We start from the raw sequence: 16,043 nt of genomic DNA, 5'->3' as shown, positions 1-16,043 counted from the left end.
ACCCCATGCCCGCCGACCTGTCATTCTCTCTCAAGCAAGCACGCCGCATGGCACTGGCGGCCCAGGGTTTTTCCGGGCGCCAGGCGCCTGCATTGATCAAGGCTGCGCACCTCAATCGCATGATCGAGCGTCTTGGCGTGTTGCAGATCGATTCGGTCAATGCCGTGGTACGTTCCCATTACTTGCCGCTGTTTTCCCGTCTGGGCAACTACTCCCCGTTAATCCTTGAACAGGCTGCCTGGAGCCAGGGTCGACGGCGTTCGTTGTTCGAGTATTGGGGGCATGAGGCCTCACTGCTGCCGATGGCGCTGTATCCGTTGATGCGCTGGCGCATGGAGCGGGCGCAGCAGGGGCAGGGCATTTATTCGCAGATGGCGCGTTTTGGCCGTGAGCAGCAAGCCACCATTCAGCGGGTGTTGCAGACTGTCGAGCAACAAGGCGCGTTGGGGGCTGGCAGTTTGTCGACCCGTGAGGAACGCGCCGGCCCTTGGTGGGACTGGAGCGATGAAAAGCACGCGCTGGAATGGCTGTTTGCTGCCGGCTTGGTGACGGTTGCCGGTCGACGCGGTTTTGAGCGGCTCTACGATTTGCCGGAGCGGGTCATCCCCAGCGATATCCTTCAAATCGCTGTGACTGAAGCCGAAGCCCAACGTGGCTTGTTGCTGCACAGCGCCACGGCATTAGGCGTGGGGACTGAAAAAGACCTGCGCGATTACTTCCGCCTCGATCCGGCCGACAGCCGCAACCGTCTCGCCGAACTGGTGGAAGACGGCCAACTGCGGGTTTGCCAAGTGCAAGGCTGGAAACAACCGGCGTACTGCCTGCCCGATCCGAAAGTGCCACGCAAAGTGCCGGCCAGCGCCTTGCTCTCGCCGTTCGATTCGCTGGTGTGGGAGCGCAGCCGTACCGAGCGCCTGTTCGATTTCCGATACCGCCTGGAGATCTACACCCCGCAAGACAAACGGGTGTATGGCTACTACGTGCTGCCGTTTCTGCACAACGAGCGGATTGCGGCGCGCATCGACCTGCGCGCCGAACGCGCCAACGGGCGCCTCGCGGTGCACGCCGTGCATGAGGAAGAGCCGGGCTTGGATGATGAGGGGATGGCGGCGCTGGCGTCGAACCTGCTGCAAATGGCCGACTGGCTCGGGCTGGAACAGGTCCAGCTCAATTGCCAGCGGCCCAGTGCCGACCGGTTGCGGGTGGCGATGCTCGATAGGGCCGGTGTTCTTTAGGGCCTCATCGCGGGCAAGCCCGGCTCCCACAGGAGGATGCGGTCAAATGTGGGAGCCGGGCTTGCCCGCGATGGCGTCAGTGCAGGCGACTTAAAATCTCAGCGCTTGACCTGTTTCAGGGTCTCGGCAATCAGAAACGCCAATTCCAGCGACTGATCGGCATTCATCCGTGGGTCACAGTGGGTGTGATAACGGTCTGACAAGCCATCCTCGGTGATCGGACGCGCGCCGCCGATGCATTCGGTGACGTTCTGCCCGGTCATCTCGATATGAATCCCACCGGCATAAGTCCCCTCGGCCTGGTGCACTTGGAAGAAATCCTTCACTTCGCCCAGGATCTGCGCAAAGTCGCGGGTCTTGTAGCCACTGCTGGCCTTGATGGTGTTGCCATGCATCGGGTCGGAACTCCACAACACCTGTTTGCCTTCACGTTGCACAGCACGGATCAGGCCTGGCAAGTGATCACCAACCTTGCCCGCACCCATGCGCGCAATCAGGTTGAGGCGGCCGGGGTCGTTGTCCGGGTTGAGGATGTCGATCAGGCGGATCAGGTCATCCGGGTTCATGCTCGGGCCGACCTTGACCCCGATCGGGTTGTTCACACCACGCAGGAACTCGACATGGGCGCCGTCCAACTGGCGAGTGCGGTCGCCGATCCAGAGCATATGTGCGGAGCAATCGTAGTAATCGTTGGTGAGGCTGTCGCGGCGCACGAAGGCTTGTTCGTAGTTGAGCAGCAACGCTTCGTGAGCGGTGAAGAAACTGGTTTCGCGCAGTTGCGGCGAGCTGTCCATGCCGCAGGCGCGCATGAAGGCCAGGGTTTCGTCGATACGGTCAGCCAGTTGGCTGTACTTCTCGGCCAGTGCGGAGTTGGCGATGAAATCCAGGTTCCATTTGTGCACCTGGTGCAGGTCGGCAAAACCTCCTTGGGCAAAGGCGCGCAGCAGGTTCAAGGTGGCGGTCGACTGGTGGTAGGACTGCAATAGGCGGTCCGGGTCCGGCACGCGGCTTTTTTCGTCGAAACCAATGCCGTTGACGATATCGCCACGGTAGGCGGGCAGGGTGATGCCGTCGATGGTCTCATCGTTGGCCGAGCGCGGCTTGGCGAACTGGCCGGCCATGCGCCCGACTTTCACCACCGGGCAGCCGGCGGCGAAGGTCATCACGATGGCCATCTGCAGCAGCACCTTGAAGGTGTCGCGGATTTTCGCGGCAGAGAACTCGGCAAAACTCTCGGCGCAGTCACCGCCCTGCAACAGGAAGGCGCGACCCTGGGTCACTTCGGCAAACTGACGGCGCAACTCGCGGGCTTCCCCGGCAAACACCAGCGGCGGGTAGCTGGCCAGGTTCTGCTCCACTTGCAACAAGTGCGCAGCGTCCGGGTACTGGGGTTGTTGCTGGATCGGCAGGGCGCGCCAGCTGTCGGGGCTCCAGGGTTGGCTCATCATGAACTCGATTGGCTGATTGACGGTGGGGCGCCAATGTTATCAGCAATTAGTGCGTGACCTGTTGCCGCTGGTTGGCCGACAATCGCGCCTTTGCTGTGCGGTAAACCCTTTAGGAGTAGTGATGACCGAGGAGCGTGTCGAGCGCCTGCTGGCTGAAGTCCATGATGACTTCGGCATGATCCGTGTGCTCGAAGTGGCCGATTACCGTTTTCTCGAGTTCGGCGATGCCATCGAGCAAAGCTGTGTGTTCACCGCTGACCCGAGCTGGCTGGAGTACGACTACACCCGCGCGATGCTGATCGGCGCGTTGTGCCATGAACAGCCGGAAAGCGCGCTGTTCCTGGGCTTGGGCGCTGGCACGCTGACCCAGGCGTGCCTGAAGTTCCTGCCGCTGGAAGACGTGGAAGCCATCGAACTGCGCCCCGATGTGCCGCGCCTGGCCATCGAATACCTGGGGCTGGACGATGATCCGCGCCTGTACATCCGCATCGGCGATGCCCTGCAATTGCTGGAGACCGCTGAGCCGGCCGACCTGATCTTCGTCGACCTGTATACGGATGTCGGCCCTGGCGTCGGGCACTTGGCCTGGACCTTTCTGGAAAACTGCCAGAAGAAACTCAACCCCGGCGGCTGGCTGGTGATCAACCAGTGGGCCACCGATGATGGCAAACCGCTGGGCGCTGCTTTGTTGCGTGGTTTGTATCACCGGCATTATTGGGAACTGCCGGTGAAGGAGGGCAATGTGATCTTGCTGGTGCCTTCGGAGCTGGATCAGGAACTGGACCTGCAGGCAGTGTCCGCTCGCGCCGAAGCCCTGGCACCGCGATTGGGTTATTCGTTGCAGCCGTTGATCAAGGCGATCCGCCCGGCGACCTGAGCTAGAGGCCTTTGAATACGCCGGGCCGCTTCTCGATCATGGCCCGTACACCTTCCTTGGCATCCTCGCTATTGAGCAGCTTATCCACCATCGGCGGCAACGCCGCTGCCGCCACGGTTTCGCCTTCCATCCGCGCCAACCGCGCCGACATCAGCGTGGCCTGCACACCCAGCGGCGCCTGGCGGGCGATGCGGTTGGCCAGTTCGACGGCGCGAGGCAGCAGGTCTTCGCTGGCCATCACTTCCTGCACCAGGCCCAGGCGCAGGGCGTCATGGGCGTCGAATTCATCACCGGTGAGCAGCCATCGCATCGCGTTGCCCCAGCCGGCAATCTGATGAAAGCGCAACGTCGCGCCGCCAAACGGAAAGATCCCACGCTGTACTTCCATCTGCGCAAAGCGCGTGTTGCTGGCGCAGAGATTGATATCGGCAGCCAGCATCAGCTCTATCCCGATGGTCAGGCAGTAACCCTGGGCCGCAACGATCACCGGCTTGCTCACGCGTGGGCCGGCAAATACGCCCCAGGGATCACAACCGCCCAGAGGCGGCTGCCAGCCGCCGGCCATCACGCTGCTGACGTTGGCCAGGTCCAGTCCGGCGGTGAAGTGATCGCCATGGGCAAACACCACGGCGACCCGCGCGTCGGTATTTCGATCAAATTCGCCATACGCCAGGCTCAGCTCATTGAGCAGGTCCAGGTCGAAGGCGTTGCGCTTGGCCACCCGATCCAGTCCTAAAAGCAAGACATGGCCCTGGAGTTCACGGCTGACGCGGCTGCTGCTGGCATGATTCATCGGGTGTGCCCTCGGGCGCGGGGAAGGGTTTCGGACCAAAGGGTTCGAAAGGTCAGGTGAACCGTTTAAGCGTTATGACCAACAGGGCCGGGCCTTAGAAAAATAGACCTTGCCGGTGTTATCTGCAAAGACTGTGACACGGCGCGGTTTATCGGTGCTTTCCGATAAAAAAAGCTCCCTTTTTCAGCTATTTCCGGTATAGTGCGCGCCGGCCTTTAACCGGGCCGCGTTTAGGTAGCGCAATTCCCCGAAGTCAGCTTCGGCTGCACGTCCGCACAGCGGACTCTCCCTTGACGAATCTTTTTCATTCATTCGTTTTCGCAAATCCCCGCCGACAAAGCAGCCAGGGCGACTCTTGAGTCTCAACACGGCATGCGCAGCTTTGGAGCATGGGTCTTTGCGGATGCACTTAGAGGCAGACCCATGACCCAGGAAACCGGCGGCTTCGCCGCTTTTAATCTTAACCCGAACATTCTCGCTGCCGTCATCGCGACCGGCTACGAAGAACCTTCGGCGATTCAGCAGCAATCGATCCCGATCATCATGGCCGGCAAGGACATGATTGGCCAGGCGCAAACCGGTACCGGTAAAACCGCCGCGTTCGCCCTGCCTATCCTGCACTGCATCGATCCTGCCAAGCGCGAACCGCAAGCCCTGATCCTGGCGCCAACCCGTGAGTTGGCGCTGCAAGTAGCAACCGCTTTCGAAACCTACGCCAAGCAAATGCCAGGCGTTACCGTTGTGGCCGTTTACGGCGGCGCGCCTATGGGCCCACAACTGAAAGCCATCCGTAATGGCGCACAGATCGTTGTCGCCACTCCGGGCCGTCTGTGCGACCACCTGCGTCGTGACGAGAAAGTCCTGTCGACCGTGAACCACCTGGTTCTCGACGAAGCTGACGAAATGTTGAAGCTGGGCTTCATGGATGACCTGGAAGTCATCTTCAAGGCGCTGCCACCGACCCGTCAGACCGTACTGTTCTCGGCGACCCTGCCGCAGTCGATCCGTGCGATCGCTGAGCGTCACCTGCGTGACCCAGAGCACGTGAAGATCCAGACCAAGACTCAGACCGTTACCGCGATCGAACAGGCTCACCTGTTGGTTCACGCTGACCAGAAGACCTCGGCTGTATTGAGCCTGCTGGAAGTCGAAGACTTCGACGCCCTGATCATGTTCGTGCGCACCAAGCAAGCCACCCTGGACCTGGCCAGTGCCCTGGAAGCCAAAGGCTACAAAGCCGCTGCGCTGAACGGTGACATCGCCCAGAACCAACGTGAGCGCGTGATCGACTCCCTCAAGGATGGCCGTCTGGACATCGTTGTGGCGACCGACGTAGCTGCTCGTGGCCTTGACGTTCCACGTATCACCCACGTGTTCAACGTTGACATGCCGTACGACCCAGAGTCCTACGTTCACCGTATCGGCCGTACCGGCCGTGCTGGTCGCGAAGGTCGTGCACTGCTGCTGGTGACTCCACGTGAGCGCCGCATGCTGCAAGTGATCGAACGTGTTACTGGTCAAAAAGTTGCCGAAGTCCGCCTGCCGGATGCCCAGGCCGTTCTGGATGCCCGCATCAAGAAACTGACCAACAGCCTGTCGCCGCTGGTGGCTGACGCTGAATCGACCCACGGCGACCTGTTGGACCGCCTGACCGCCGATATCGGTTGCACCCCGCGTGCCCTGGCTGCAGCCTTGCTGCGCAAAGCTACCAACGGTCAGGCCCTGACGCTGGCAGCCATCGAGAAAGAACGTCCACTGGTTCCGAACAGCGCGCCACGCGGTGATCGTCCAGAGCGTTCCGGCGACCGTCCAGACCGTGGTGATCGTGAGCGTCGTGCTCCGGTGCCATTGGCTGAAGGCCGTGCTCGTTGCCGTACCGCGCTGGGCGCGCGTGACGGTATCGCTGCCAAGAACCTGCTGGGCGCTATCCTCAACGAGGGTGGCCTGGCGCGTGAAGCCATTGGTCGCATCCAGGTCCGTGACAGCTTCTCCCTGGTGGAACTGCCGGAAGATGGCCTGGAAAAGCTGTTGGCCAAGCTGAAAGACACTCGCGTTGCCGGTAAGCAGCTGAAGCTGCGTCGCTACCGCGAAGATTGATCCGCCCCTGGGCTGATTGATCGCACATAAAAAATCCCCGACTGGTTCGGGGATTTTTTTTGCCTGCTCGATTTAGGATCAACCCCCAGTCAAGCCCGCTCCCACATTTGGATCTCAGTCAGCCGAACCGATAGATGTCCATGCCGAGAGCGCCCATGGTGAAGCCCTGGTGCGCGATGCTGAAATCCCCCCCAGCGCCACGTGCGAAGTACAGCGGCAGCAGGTGCTCGTCACTGGGATGGCTGCGCACGGCATTCGGCGCCTGGCGGCGGTAGTCGTGCAGGGCGTCTTCATCGCCGGCGGCCAGCTTGTCGACCACCCAGTCCCGGAAGTCTCGCGCCCAGGGTTCGATGCTCTCAGGCCCTGCATGCCAGTCCAGCTCACCCAGGTTGTGGGTGATGCTGCCCGAGCCGATCAATAGCACGCCGTGCTCGCGCAGGCTGGCCAGCGCATGCCCAACCCGGGTCTGCAGGGCAGGGCCCATGCGACTGGGCAGCGACACCTGCACCACTGGGATATCGGCCTCCGGGTACATCAACGACAGGGGCACCCAGGTGCCATGGTCGAATGGGCGGCGGTCATCGGTGCGCGCATTCAGGCCGTCGGCCTTCAGCAGCTCGACAATGTCCCCGGCCAGTTGCGGGTTGCCCGGTGCCGGGTACTGCACGGCAAACAGTTCGCGGGGGAAACCGCCGAAATCATGCCAGGTTTCGGGCGCCGCATTGCCACTGACGAGCAGTTCATGACTTTCCCAGTGCGCCGACACCACCACGATGGCCTTCGGGCGGGGCAGCTCGGCAGCGAGACGCTGAAGGGCCGGGCCACTGGCGCCGGGTTGCAGGGCAAGCATGGGCGAACCGTGGGAGATAAACAGGCTGGGGAACATAAGTGGGGTCCTGAGCGTTAACATGGGCCCATCTTCAATCAGATCATTGATCTAAATCTAATATAAGTTTTAGCACCATTTGATCGAATTACTGGGAGGATCTATGGAGCCTACATTTTGGCAGGAGCGCTGGGCGCTCAATCAGATCGGCTTTCATTTGCCCGAGGTCAACCCTTACCTGCAACGACATTGGCCGCAGCTGGCGCTCGCCGAAGGCTCCAAGGTATTGGTGCCGCTGTGCGGCAAGAGCCTGGACTTGATGTGGCTGGCCAGCCATGGGTTGCGGGTCATGGGTGTGGAGCTGTCGGAACAGGCCGTCGAGGCGTTTTTCAGTGAGCAGAACCTTGTGCCACGCATCACTCGGCGCAATGCCTTTACGGTGTACCAGGCCGACCTGATCGAAGTATGGTGCGGCGACTTTTTTGCCCTGGACGCCGAAGCCCTGATCGGGTGCGCCGCGTTATATGACCGCGCGGCCCTGATTGCCTTGCCACCGCTGATGCGTGCGCAGTACGCCGAGCAGTTGAGCCGCTTGCTGCCGTCGGGCTGCCAGGGGCTGCTGATCACACTTGATTACGATCAGACGCAAAAAGCCGGGCCGCCGTTTGCGGTGACGGATGAGGAGGTGAAGGTGCTGTTCGGGTCGGACTGGACCCTGAAAGTGCTGCAAGAGCAAGACGTTTTGCAGGAGAGCTGGAAGTTTGTGCAGGAGGGTGTCACGCAGCTTGATGAGCGGGTTTACCAGTTGACCAAGGCCTAAATCGGCATCACAAAAAAGGGGCGATTCAATCGCCCCTTTTTGCATTGCAAGTTATCAGCCCATACGACGCAGTGCGTCGATACGCTCTTCCAGCGGCGGGTGGCTCATGAACAGGCGAGCCATGCCCTGCTTGATGCCGCCGTTGATGCCAAAGGCGGTCAGGCTGTCCGGCATGTGCACCGGCAGGCCTTGTTCGGAGCGCAGGTGTTGCAGTGCTGCGATCATCGCCCCGGTGCCGGCAAGGCGAGCACCAGCTTCGTCTGCGCGGAATTCCCGTTTACGCGAGAACCACATGGTGATCGCACTGGCCAGGAAGCCCAGCACCAACTCGGCGAAGATCGTCGCGACGAAGTAGGCAATGCCGCGGCCGCCTTCGTTCTTGAAGATCACCTTGTCGACAAAGTTACCGATGATCCGCGCGAAGAACATCACGAAGGTGTTCACCACGCCTTGGACCAATGCCAGGGTGACCATGTCGCCGTTGGCTACGTGGCCGATCTCGTGGGCCAGCACGGCCTTCACTTCATCGTACGAGAAACGTTCCAGCATGCCCTGGCTGACGGCAACGAGTGCGTCGTTCTTGTTCCAGCCGGTGGCAAAGGCGTTGGCTTCATAGGCCGGGAAGATCCCGACCTCGGGCATCTTGATACCGGCTTCGCGGGACAACTGCTCGACGGTCTGCAGCAACCATTGCTCATGCCGGGTACGTGGCTGGGTGATCACTTGGGTGCTGGTGCTCATCTTCGCCATCCACTTGGAGATGAACAGCGAAAACAGCGAGCCGGCAAAACCAAAGACCGCACAGAAAACCAGCAGCTGATTGAGGTTCAGGTCAACCCCGTTGGCCGCCATGAACCCATTGAAGCCGAAAAGGCTCAAGGTGATGCTGGCAATCAGCACGACCGCAAGGTTAGTGGCCAAGAACAGCAGGATGCGCATCATGGTTGTAGAGTTCTCCTCATGCTTAATATGTCGCGTACTGCGGGGTATATAAGGTGCGGCATGGGGTGATTCAACCGAGCGACTATTTCAAACTGTGTCCTACAGCCAGAATGTAGAGCCTTGAAGGGATTTTCCGATAGGGAAAAGGCCGCTTGATCGGTTCACCGTTGGCCTGCCGCCCTGCAATTACAGGGGGGCGGTGGTTTTTAGAGGTTGACGCAGTGCTGAAGCAAGTGAGAGCCAGAGAAGTGTTGCCAGATACTCGCTGTACGACCGATTGTCGGCCGTACAGCGTCGTTGGCGTTACTGGCGATAGGACTTGAGGAAGTTGCCGATGCGACCAATGGCCATGTCCAGGTCATCCACGCGCGGCAATGTCACCACGCGGAAGTGATCCGGCCACGGCCAGTTGAACGCGGTGCCTTGGACGACCAGCAGCTTTTCCGACAGCAGCAGGTCGAGCACGAACTTCTCGTCGTTGAAGATAGGACATACCTTCGGGTCGATCCGCGGGAAGGCGTACAGCGCGCCCATGGGTTTCACGCAGCTCACGCCCGGGATCGCGTTGAGCAGTTCCCAGGTGCGGTTGCGTTGCTCCAGCAGGCGGCCTTGGGGCAAGACCAGGTCATTGATGCTCTGGTAGCCGCCCAAGGCGGTCTGGATGGCGTGTTGGCTCGGCACGTTGGCGCACAGGCGCATGTTGGCCAGCATGTCGATGCCTTCGATGTAGCTCTGGGCGTTGTGCTTGGGGCCGGAGATGGCGATCCAGCCGGAGCGGAAGCCGGCCACGCGGTAGGACTTGGACAGGCCGTTGAAGGTCAGGCACAGCAGGTCCGGCGCCAGGGAGGCGGTGCACACGTGCACGGCGTCGTCGTAGAGGATCTTGTCGTAGATCTCGTCGGAGAACACTACCAGGTTGTGCTGGCGTGCCAGTTCGAGCATGCCCAGCAACACTTCCTTGGAATACACCGCGCCGGTCGGGTTGTTCGGGTTGATGATCACCAGGGCCTTGGTGTTCGGGGTGATCTTGGCCTTGATGTCGGCCAGGTCCGGGAACCAGTCGGCGCCTTCGTCACACAGGTAGTGCACCGGATGGCCGCCCGCCAGGGTCACGGCGGCGGTCCACAGCGGATAGTCCGGCGCTGGAACCAGCACTTCGTCGCCATTGTTGAGCAGGGCCTGCATGGACATCACGATCAGCTCGGACACGCCATTGCCCAGGTAGATGTCTTCGATGCCGACACCTTCGACCTGCTTCTGCTGGTAGTACTGCATGACCGCCTTACGTGCGCTGAACAGGCCTTTTGAGTCGCTGTAGCCTTGGGCGGTGGGCAGGTTGCGGATCACGTCCTGGAGGATTTCGTCCGGCGCTTCGAAACCAAAGGGCGCCGGGTTGCCGATGTTCAGCTTGAGGATGCGATGGCCTTCCTCTTCCAGGCGTTTGGCGTGCTTGAGCACTGGGCCGCGAATGTCGTAGCAGACGTTGGCGAGCTTGTTCGATTTGCTGACCTGCATGGCGATGTGATCCTGAAAATGAACGATCCAGACGGTGGGGACACTACCGTACTGCGAATCCTGCGGGGCCCGCACCCATAAATACGTTTGAATGCCGGTAGCGCGGGTGCCAGACTGGCGTTTTGAAGAGGCGCAATCATACGTGCCGCCTGATCCATGGAAAAGACACAGATCAGGCTTTTTCAGTTGCCGAGGTGTACCGATGGAAAAGTTGCAGAAAACCGTTGAAGAATGGAAGGCGATGCTCGATCCGGAGCAATACAACGTGTGCCGTCTCAAGGGCACCGAGCGACCTTTCAGCGGCAAGTACAACGCCACCAAGACGGATGGCGTGTACCACTGCATTTGCTGCAACGAGCCGCTGTTCGACTCCACCACCAAGTTCGACTCCGGTTGCGGCTGGCCCAGCTTCTACGCGCCGATTGCCGACAGCGCGATGATCGAGATCCGTGACGTCAGCCACGGGATGATCCGCACCGAAGTCACCTGCGCCAAATGCGATGCTCACCTGGGGCACGTGTTCCCGGACGGCCCGCCGCCGACCGGCCTGCGTTACTGCATCAACTCGGTGTGCCTGGACCTGGTGCCGCGCTAGGTCTGCCAGCGCTCCTGCGGATAACGCGGGAGCGCCCTATAGCGGGATATCATTCCGGTCAATTCAATTGCACACAATTTAATTGCCTACTATGTTTATCCTTCTTTCCACCAGACTGAGGCATTGCCATGAGCAACAACCTGCTGAGCATCCCTTGCACCACCATCAAGGGGGAGCAAAAGACTTTGGCCGATTTCGCCGGCAAGGCCATCCTGGTGGTCAATACCGCCAGCAAGTGCGGCTTCACCCCGCAATACAAGGGTCTGGAGCAGCTTTGGCAGCAATACAAGGACCAGGGATTGGTGGTGTTGGGCTTCCCCTGCAATCAGTTCGGCAAGCAGGAACCGGGTAACGAAGGCACGATTTCCGAATTCTGCGAGCTGAACTTCGGTGTCAGCTTCCCACTGTTCAAGAAGATCGACGTAAATGGCAGCGACGCCCACCCATTGTTCGTGCAACTGAAACAACAGGCGCCGGGTTTGCTCGGTTCCAAGGGTATCAAGTGGAACTTCACCAAGTTCCTCATCGGCCGCGACGGCCAGGTAGTCAAGCGCTTTGCGCCGACCACCAAGCCGCAGGACCTGACCCAAGAGATCGAAGCCCTGCTCAAATGACCGTCTCCCTGGCGCTCGACCATCAACTGTGTTTCAAGCTCTACGCCGCCTCCAGGGCGGTGACCCGCGCGTACAAGCCCATGCTTGATCAGTTGGGCCTGACCTACCCGCAATACCTGGTGATGTTGGTGTTGTGGGAGTGGCACGCCGCAACGCCGCTGCAACCCACGGTCAAGGCGTTGGGTGAGCGCTTGATCCTGGATTCCGGCACGCTAACGCCGCTGCTCAAGCGCCTTGAGCAGCTCAGTCTGGTCAGGCGCCAGCGCAGCGCCAAGGATGAGCGGGAAGTGCACTTGAGCCTGAGCGAAACCGGTGTGCAGCTGCGTGACCAGACCCATGGCCTCAAGACGCGGCTGCTGTGCGACAGCGGTATCGACCTGAACCAGGCTGACGCGCTGCGCGAGGGCTTGGACCAGTTGCTTCGGCAGATCAGAGATTTGTCGTCTTCGGCACCCACAGCTCCAGCAAACCACTGAGTTCCTCACGCCGGAACGGCTTGGCCAGGTAGTCATTCATGCCCGCAGCCCGGCAACGCTCGCGCTCTTCGGACAGCGCGTTCGCGGTCAAGGCAACGATCGGCAGATCTGGCCAGCGCCCGCTGCGACGGATCTGCCGACTGGCCTCATAGCCGTCCATCACCGGCATATTGCAGTCCATCAACACCAGGTCGAAGCGTTGTTCCTCAAGGAATTTGAGCGCCTCGCCACCATGGGCTGCGACGATCACTTCACACCCCAGTTTGCTGAGCATGCCTTTGGCCACCAGTTGGTTGACCGGGTTGTCCTCCACCAGCAGGATGCGCGCGCGGTGTGCCAAGGGCGCGGCCTCCATTTGGATCGGATCGAGGATCAGTTGTGCGTCGCTGCGCAAGTTACGTTGCAGAATCTGATACAGCGCATTGCGGCTCAGTGGGCGTGCCTGTTGTTGCAGCGGTGCGAGTGCCGCGACTTCTTCGCTGGGCATGAAATTGCCATAGGCGGTCACCAGCAGGATCGGCGCGTTGAGGGTGGGGCGCAGGCGAAACAGGCACTCGGGGCAGTCGGTGATCAGCAGGTCCGGGGTTTGCCCGCTCAAGTCATCATCTTGCGAGTAGCAGCGAGGTGTCAGGCCCCAGTGAGGCAGCAGGGTGGTCAGCAGTTCGGTGAGACCGCTGCCGGCATGGGTAATGACGATGACCTCGCCCTTGAGCGGCAGGGGTTGGGCGGCGGGCAAATGGGTTGGCAGCGGCAGGTCGGCGCAAAACTGGCTACCGAAGCCCACTTCCGAACTGATGCTCAGTCGGCCTTTCATCGCTTCACACAGGTTGTGCGTCAGCGCCAGGCCCAGGCCGGTGCCGCCGAACTGGCGAGTGATGCCGGCGCCCGCCTGGGTGAAGGGCTGGAAGATCTTCACCTGGGCTTCCTGCGCAATGCCGATGCCGGTATCGCAGACCTCGATGCGTACCTGGCCCTCCCGCGCGCTGAGGCGAACATCTACCCGTCCGAAGCGCGTGAATTTAAGGGCGTTGGACAGCAGGTTGCTGACGATCTGCCGCACGCGGGTCGGGTCGCCCAGGACCTGCGCCGGAAACTGCGGGTCGATCAGGCACGTCAGTTCGACGCTGGGCGCGGCGTTCTGTGACAACAGGTTGGCGGTGTCTTCCACCAACGAACCCAGGTCGAACGGGATACGCTCCAACTCCAACTGGCCAGCGTCGAACTTGGACAGGTCGAGGATATCGTTGAGCAACTCCACCAGCACTTTGCCTGAGTCATGGGCGATGGACAGTTGCTGACGCTGTTCGGCGTTGAGCGGGCTGTCGAGTGACAGCGCGATCATCCCCAGCAGGCCGTTGAGCGGTGTGCGGATTTCGTGGCTCATGTTGGCGAGGAACGCCGCCCGTGCCTGGGCCATGCCCAGCGCGTGCATCTTTGCCGCTTCCAACTCATCGTTGGATTGGCTCAACCGCTGGTTGCTGGCCTTGAGCTCCAGGGTGCGTGCGGACACGATGTCTTCCAGTTGTCCCAGGTATTCGGTCAACCGATCTTCGGCGTGGCGGCGTTGCTGGATCTCCGTCTCCATGTTTTCGAACTGCTGGTTGGCCACGTTCACCAGCACGCCGATCTCATCGTGCTCGTGGCCGGGCGGGCAATCCAGGCGTGCCTGCCGGCGGTTGCTCAGCTCGCGGATGATGCGCACCAGCGGCTGGGTCAGCATCACGTAGAACAAGCCCAACAGGATGCCGGTCAGCAACAGGCTGCGGACAAAGCCGTTGAGCAGGGTAATCTCGGCACGGCGCAGGAAACGGCTGCCAAAGGCATAGGTGTCGACGTCCAGGCGCAGCACCCCGAGGGACTCGTTGGGCATGTGACTAAGGAACAGCCGGTCTTCGAACTGGCGGTTGGCGCCGAACAGGAAATCGCTGACGGGGCGGTAGGTGCTCTCCTTACGTGGGCGGTCGACATCGGCCAGCACCACGCCGTTGTTGTCGATCAACTGGGCATGAATGATGGCGGGGGAGTGCAGCAGGCCCAGGGCCAGTTCCTGGGCCAGTTCGGCGTCGATGTTGTAGGCGATGCGTGAGGCGGGGTTGTGGCTGATTTCGATCAGCGAGCGAATTTCACGGTTGATGGATGCGTCTTCGCTGGCATAATCAATGCCGATTTGGATCAGGCTGAGCAAGGTTCCCAAGACGAAACCGACCAGCACAGTCAATCTGGCTTGTTTATAAGACAAGCGGTGGGCGAACTTGATATCCATCGAGTGTTGAACCACTTCACGTTTCCCTTCGCCCGGCAAGCATAGCTGAACATCCACAGGCTCTGGCTTACCCGGCATGAATCGTTTTTTTACGCAGCCTCGTGCGGTCTGCCGCAGGGTTGCCAATACGCCATCTTTTGCAAGAACTTGCCAGAGGAATAATCGTGGATGCTCGATTGAATGCGTTTCTTGAACGGGCCGATGCAGTGCTCGCCCGCCTGGAACCCTTGTTACCCGCGCCCCGCCAAACCATCGATTGGAACCACTGCCTGGCTGCCCGCTGGCAGCGTGAAGGCCGCACGGGTTTCCTGTTGCCGTTGGATGTGAGCCTGGAGATGCGCCTGTCCGACCTGATCGGTGTGGACAAGCAACGTGAAACACTGGCGCGCAATACCCAGCAATTCATCGACGGCCTGCCTGCCAACCATGCACTGCTGTGGGGTTCGCGTGGCACCGGCAAATCCTCCATGGTGCGTGCCTTGCTGGCCCAGCATGCCAAGGCTGGCTTGCGCCTGATCGAAATCGAGCGCGACCATTTGGCCGACCTGCCACGTGTGGTCGAGCAACTGGTCAAGCTGCCGCAGCGGTTTATCCTGTTCTGCGACGACCTGTCGTTCGAGGCTGGTGAAGGCGATTACCGCGTGCTTAAAAGCGTGCTCGACGGCTCCCTGGAGCAGGCCCCGGAAAACGTGCTGTTGTACGCCACCTCCAACCGCCGCCACCTGGTGCCGGAAAACCAGAGCGACAACGACAACTGGAAACGCGTGGACGGCGAGTTGCACCCGAGCGAAGCGGTAGAAGACAAGATTGCCTTGTCCGACCGATTCGGCTTGTGGTTGTCGTTCTACCCCTTCACACAAGAACATTTCCTGGATGTGGTGGAGCACTGGATCGGCGAGCTGGCCAGCAAGGCCGGTTTGCAGTGGCAACGCGATGAAGCCCTCGACATCCTGGCTGTGCGCTGGGCCACCGGTCGCGGCAACCGCAACGGACGTTGCGCGTATCAATTCGCCCGTTACTGGGTAGGCCTCAAATTGCTGGAGCTGCAACCATGATCGATCTACAAAGCGTCGGCACTGGCCTTGATGGCTACGCCATGCTCTGTGCGCAACTGGAGTCGCTGCTGGCCGATGAGCGGGATTTCATTGCCAACAGTGCGCAGTTTTCTGCGTTCCTGTTCAACCAGTTGGACGACTTGAACTGGGCCGGTTTTTACCTCAACCGTAACGAAGAGCTGGTGCTCGGCCCGTTCCAGGGCCAGATCGCCTGCGTGCGCATTCCGTTTGGCCGTGGCGTGTGCGGCGCAGCGGCCGCCTCGCGGCAGACCCAGCGCGTGGAGGATGTGCATGCGTTCCCAGGGCATATCGCCTGTGACAGCGCGTCCAACAGCGAGCTGGTGGTGCCGCTGGTCAAGGACGGCCAACTGATTGGCGTCCTTGACCTCGACAGCCCGTCGGTGGCGCGTTTCACCGTCCAGGACCAGGCGGGTATCGAACAGCTGGCGGCGATCTTCCTGCGCTTGACCGACTGCTGATCACGGGA

15 protein-coding genes are annotated in these 16,043 nt (G+C 60.8%); 9 read left to right on the top strand and 6 right to left on the bottom strand.

The features are described from left to right. The first annotated feature begins 5 nt into the window (after positions 1-5). Positions 6-1,235, top strand: a complete 1,230-nt coding sequence (locus ACP7BX_RS00905) for a winged helix-turn-helix domain-containing protein (RefSeq protein WP_426130473.1) — start codon at positions 6-8, stop codon at positions 1,233-1,235. Between the two features lie 98 nt (positions 1,236-1,333). On the opposite strand, the gene ACP7BX_RS00900 is transcribed toward ACP7BX_RS00905, so the two are convergent. Then, a complete protein-coding gene (locus ACP7BX_RS00900; protein ID WP_016975387.1) occupies positions 1,334-2,680 on the bottom strand; it encodes a class II 3-deoxy-7-phosphoheptulonate synthase in 1,347 nt (448 codons plus the stop codon). 124 nt (positions 2,681-2,804) lie between these two features. Here ACP7BX_RS00900 and ACP7BX_RS00895 point away from each other — a divergent pair, with 124 nt between their 5' ends. Next, positions 2,805-3,560, top strand: a complete 756-nt coding sequence (locus ACP7BX_RS00895; RefSeq protein WP_314531478.1) for a spermidine synthase — start codon at positions 2,805-2,807, stop codon at positions 3,558-3,560. Between the two features lies 1 nt (position 3,561). On the opposite strand, the gene ACP7BX_RS00890 is transcribed toward ACP7BX_RS00895, so the two are convergent. Then, complete coding sequence (locus ACP7BX_RS00890; protein WP_426130470.1) at positions 3,562-4,353, bottom strand: crotonase/enoyl-CoA hydratase family protein; 792 nt, start codon at positions 4,351-4,353, stop codon at positions 3,562-3,564. 423 nt (positions 4,354-4,776) lie between these two features. Between ACP7BX_RS00890 and ACP7BX_RS00885 the strand changes: the two genes are divergently transcribed. Then, a complete protein-coding gene (locus tag ACP7BX_RS00885; protein ID WP_426130468.1) occupies positions 4,777-6,450 on the top strand; it encodes a DEAD/DEAH box helicase in 1,674 nt (557 codons plus the stop codon). A gap of 118 nt (positions 6,451-6,568) precedes the next feature. Here the strand turns inward: ACP7BX_RS00885 and ACP7BX_RS00880 are convergent, their stop codons facing one another. Beyond that, positions 6,569-7,336, bottom strand: coding sequence for a DODA-type extradiol aromatic ring-opening family dioxygenase (locus ACP7BX_RS00880; RefSeq protein WP_426130466.1), 768 nt, complete (start codon positions 7,334-7,336; stop codon positions 6,569-6,571). A gap of 103 nt (positions 7,337-7,439) precedes the next feature. On the opposite strand from ACP7BX_RS00880, the gene ACP7BX_RS00875 reads away from it, so the two are divergent. Next, positions 7,440-8,096 (top strand): thiopurine S-methyltransferase, encoded by a 657-nt coding sequence (locus ACP7BX_RS00875; protein ID WP_426130464.1) that lies wholly within the window; start codon positions 7,440-7,442, stop codon positions 8,094-8,096. A gap of 54 nt (positions 8,097-8,150) precedes the next feature. Here ACP7BX_RS00875 and htpX read toward each other — a convergent pair whose 3' ends face one another. Together htpX and ACP7BX_RS00865 are read right to left on the bottom strand one after the other, a co-directional pair. Further along, on the bottom strand, positions 8,151-9,038 hold the full coding sequence (htpX, locus tag ACP7BX_RS00870; RefSeq protein ID WP_033901382.1) for a protease HtpX: 888 nt from the start codon (positions 9,036-9,038) through the stop codon (positions 8,151-8,153). Between the two features lie 303 nt (positions 9,039-9,341). Continuing rightward, positions 9,342-10,553 (bottom strand): pyridoxal phosphate-dependent aminotransferase, encoded by a 1,212-nt coding sequence (locus tag ACP7BX_RS00865; protein ID WP_017734399.1) that lies wholly within the window; start codon positions 10,551-10,553, stop codon positions 9,342-9,344. 202 nt (positions 10,554-10,755) lie between these two features. Here ACP7BX_RS00865 and msrB point away from each other — a divergent pair, with 202 nt between their 5' ends. The 3 genes from msrB to ACP7BX_RS00850 all read left to right on the top strand — a co-directional run bounded on the left by msrB (position 10,756) and on the right by ACP7BX_RS00850 (position 12,238). After that, complete coding sequence (msrB, locus tag ACP7BX_RS00860; RefSeq protein WP_033901384.1) at positions 10,756-11,148, top strand: peptide-methionine (R)-S-oxide reductase MsrB; 393 nt, start codon at positions 10,756-10,758, stop codon at positions 11,146-11,148. Positions 11,149-11,276: 128 nt separating this feature from the next. Further along, positions 11,277-11,762, top strand: a complete 486-nt coding sequence (locus ACP7BX_RS00855) for a glutathione peroxidase (RefSeq protein WP_314531498.1) — start codon at positions 11,277-11,279, stop codon at positions 11,760-11,762. After that, positions 11,759-12,238: a MarR family winged helix-turn-helix transcriptional regulator gene (locus ACP7BX_RS00850; protein ID WP_426130461.1), complete on the top strand. Its 480-nt coding sequence runs from the start codon at positions 11,759-11,761 to the stop codon at positions 12,236-12,238. The genes ACP7BX_RS00855 and ACP7BX_RS00850 overlap by 4 nt, the downstream gene beginning before the upstream one ends. Here ACP7BX_RS00850 and ACP7BX_RS00845 read toward each other — a convergent pair. After that, positions 12,192-14,501, bottom strand: coding sequence for a hybrid sensor histidine kinase/response regulator (locus tag ACP7BX_RS00845; protein ID WP_269133294.1), 2,310 nt, complete (start codon positions 14,499-14,501; stop codon positions 12,192-12,194). The two genes, ACP7BX_RS00850 and ACP7BX_RS00845, sit on opposite strands and share 47 nt — an antisense overlap. A 164-nt stretch (positions 14,502-14,665) precedes the next feature. On the opposite strand from ACP7BX_RS00845, the gene ACP7BX_RS00840 reads away from it, so the two are divergent. Further along, on the top strand, positions 14,666-15,556 hold the full coding sequence (locus tag ACP7BX_RS00840; RefSeq protein ID WP_061435858.1) for an ATP-binding protein: 891 nt from the start codon (positions 14,666-14,668) through the stop codon (positions 15,554-15,556). After that, the gene (locus tag ACP7BX_RS00835; protein ID WP_426130458.1) at positions 15,553-16,035 is read left to right on the top strand and encodes a GAF domain-containing protein; all 483 of its coding nucleotides are present in this window, start codon (positions 15,553-15,555) and stop codon (positions 16,033-16,035) included. The genes ACP7BX_RS00840 and ACP7BX_RS00835 overlap by 4 nt, the downstream gene beginning before the upstream one ends. Positions 16,036-16,043: the final 8 nt, after the last annotated feature.

The sequence above is a fragment of the Pseudomonas sp. DWP3-1-3b3 genome, assembly GCF_049896305.1.
GTDB lineage: Bacteria > Pseudomonadota > Gammaproteobacteria > Pseudomonadales > Pseudomonadaceae > Aquipseudomonas > Aquipseudomonas azotoformans_A.
Note: the sequence above shows the minus strand (reverse complement) of the source record. Positions and strands in the feature narration are given on the sequence as shown.

Coding starts and splice junctions, on each gene's coding strand:
- ACP7BX_RS00905 (WP_426130473.1), top strand. CDS start 6: ATGCCCGCCGACCTGTCATTCTCTCTCAAGCAAGCACGCCGCATGGCA.
- ACP7BX_RS00900 (WP_016975387.1), bottom strand. CDS start 2,680: ATGAGCCAACCCTGGAGCCCCGACAGCTGGCGCGCCCTGCCGATCCAG.
- ACP7BX_RS00895 (WP_314531478.1), top strand. CDS start 2,805: ATGACCGAGGAGCGTGTCGAGCGCCTGCTGGCTGAAGTCCATGATGAC.
- ACP7BX_RS00890 (WP_426130470.1), bottom strand. CDS start 4,353: ATGAATCATGCCAGCAGCAGCCGCGTCAGCCGTGAACTCCAGGGCCAT.
- ACP7BX_RS00885 (WP_426130468.1), top strand. CDS start 4,777: ATGACCCAGGAAACCGGCGGCTTCGCCGCTTTTAATCTTAACCCGAAC.
- ACP7BX_RS00880 (WP_426130466.1), bottom strand. CDS start 7,336: ATGTTCCCCAGCCTGTTTATCTCCCACGGTTCGCCCATGCTTGCCCTG.
- ACP7BX_RS00875 (WP_426130464.1), top strand. CDS start 7,440: ATGGAGCCTACATTTTGGCAGGAGCGCTGGGCGCTCAATCAGATCGGC.
- htpX (WP_033901382.1), bottom strand. CDS start 9,038: ATGATGCGCATCCTGCTGTTCTTGGCCACTAACCTTGCGGTCGTGCTG.
- ACP7BX_RS00865 (WP_017734399.1), bottom strand. CDS start 10,553: ATGCAGGTCAGCAAATCGAACAAGCTCGCCAACGTCTGCTACGACATT.
- msrB (WP_033901384.1), top strand. CDS start 10,756: ATGGAAAAGTTGCAGAAAACCGTTGAAGAATGGAAGGCGATGCTCGAT.
- ACP7BX_RS00855 (WP_314531498.1), top strand. CDS start 11,277: ATGAGCAACAACCTGCTGAGCATCCCTTGCACCACCATCAAGGGGGAG.
- ACP7BX_RS00850 (WP_426130461.1), top strand. CDS start 11,759: ATGACCGTCTCCCTGGCGCTCGACCATCAACTGTGTTTCAAGCTCTAC.
- ACP7BX_RS00845 (WP_269133294.1), bottom strand. CDS start 14,501: ATGGATATCAAGTTCGCCCACCGCTTGTCTTATAAACAAGCCAGATTG.
- ACP7BX_RS00835 (WP_426130458.1), top strand. CDS start 15,553: ATGATCGATCTACAAAGCGTCGGCACTGGCCTTGATGGCTACGCCATG.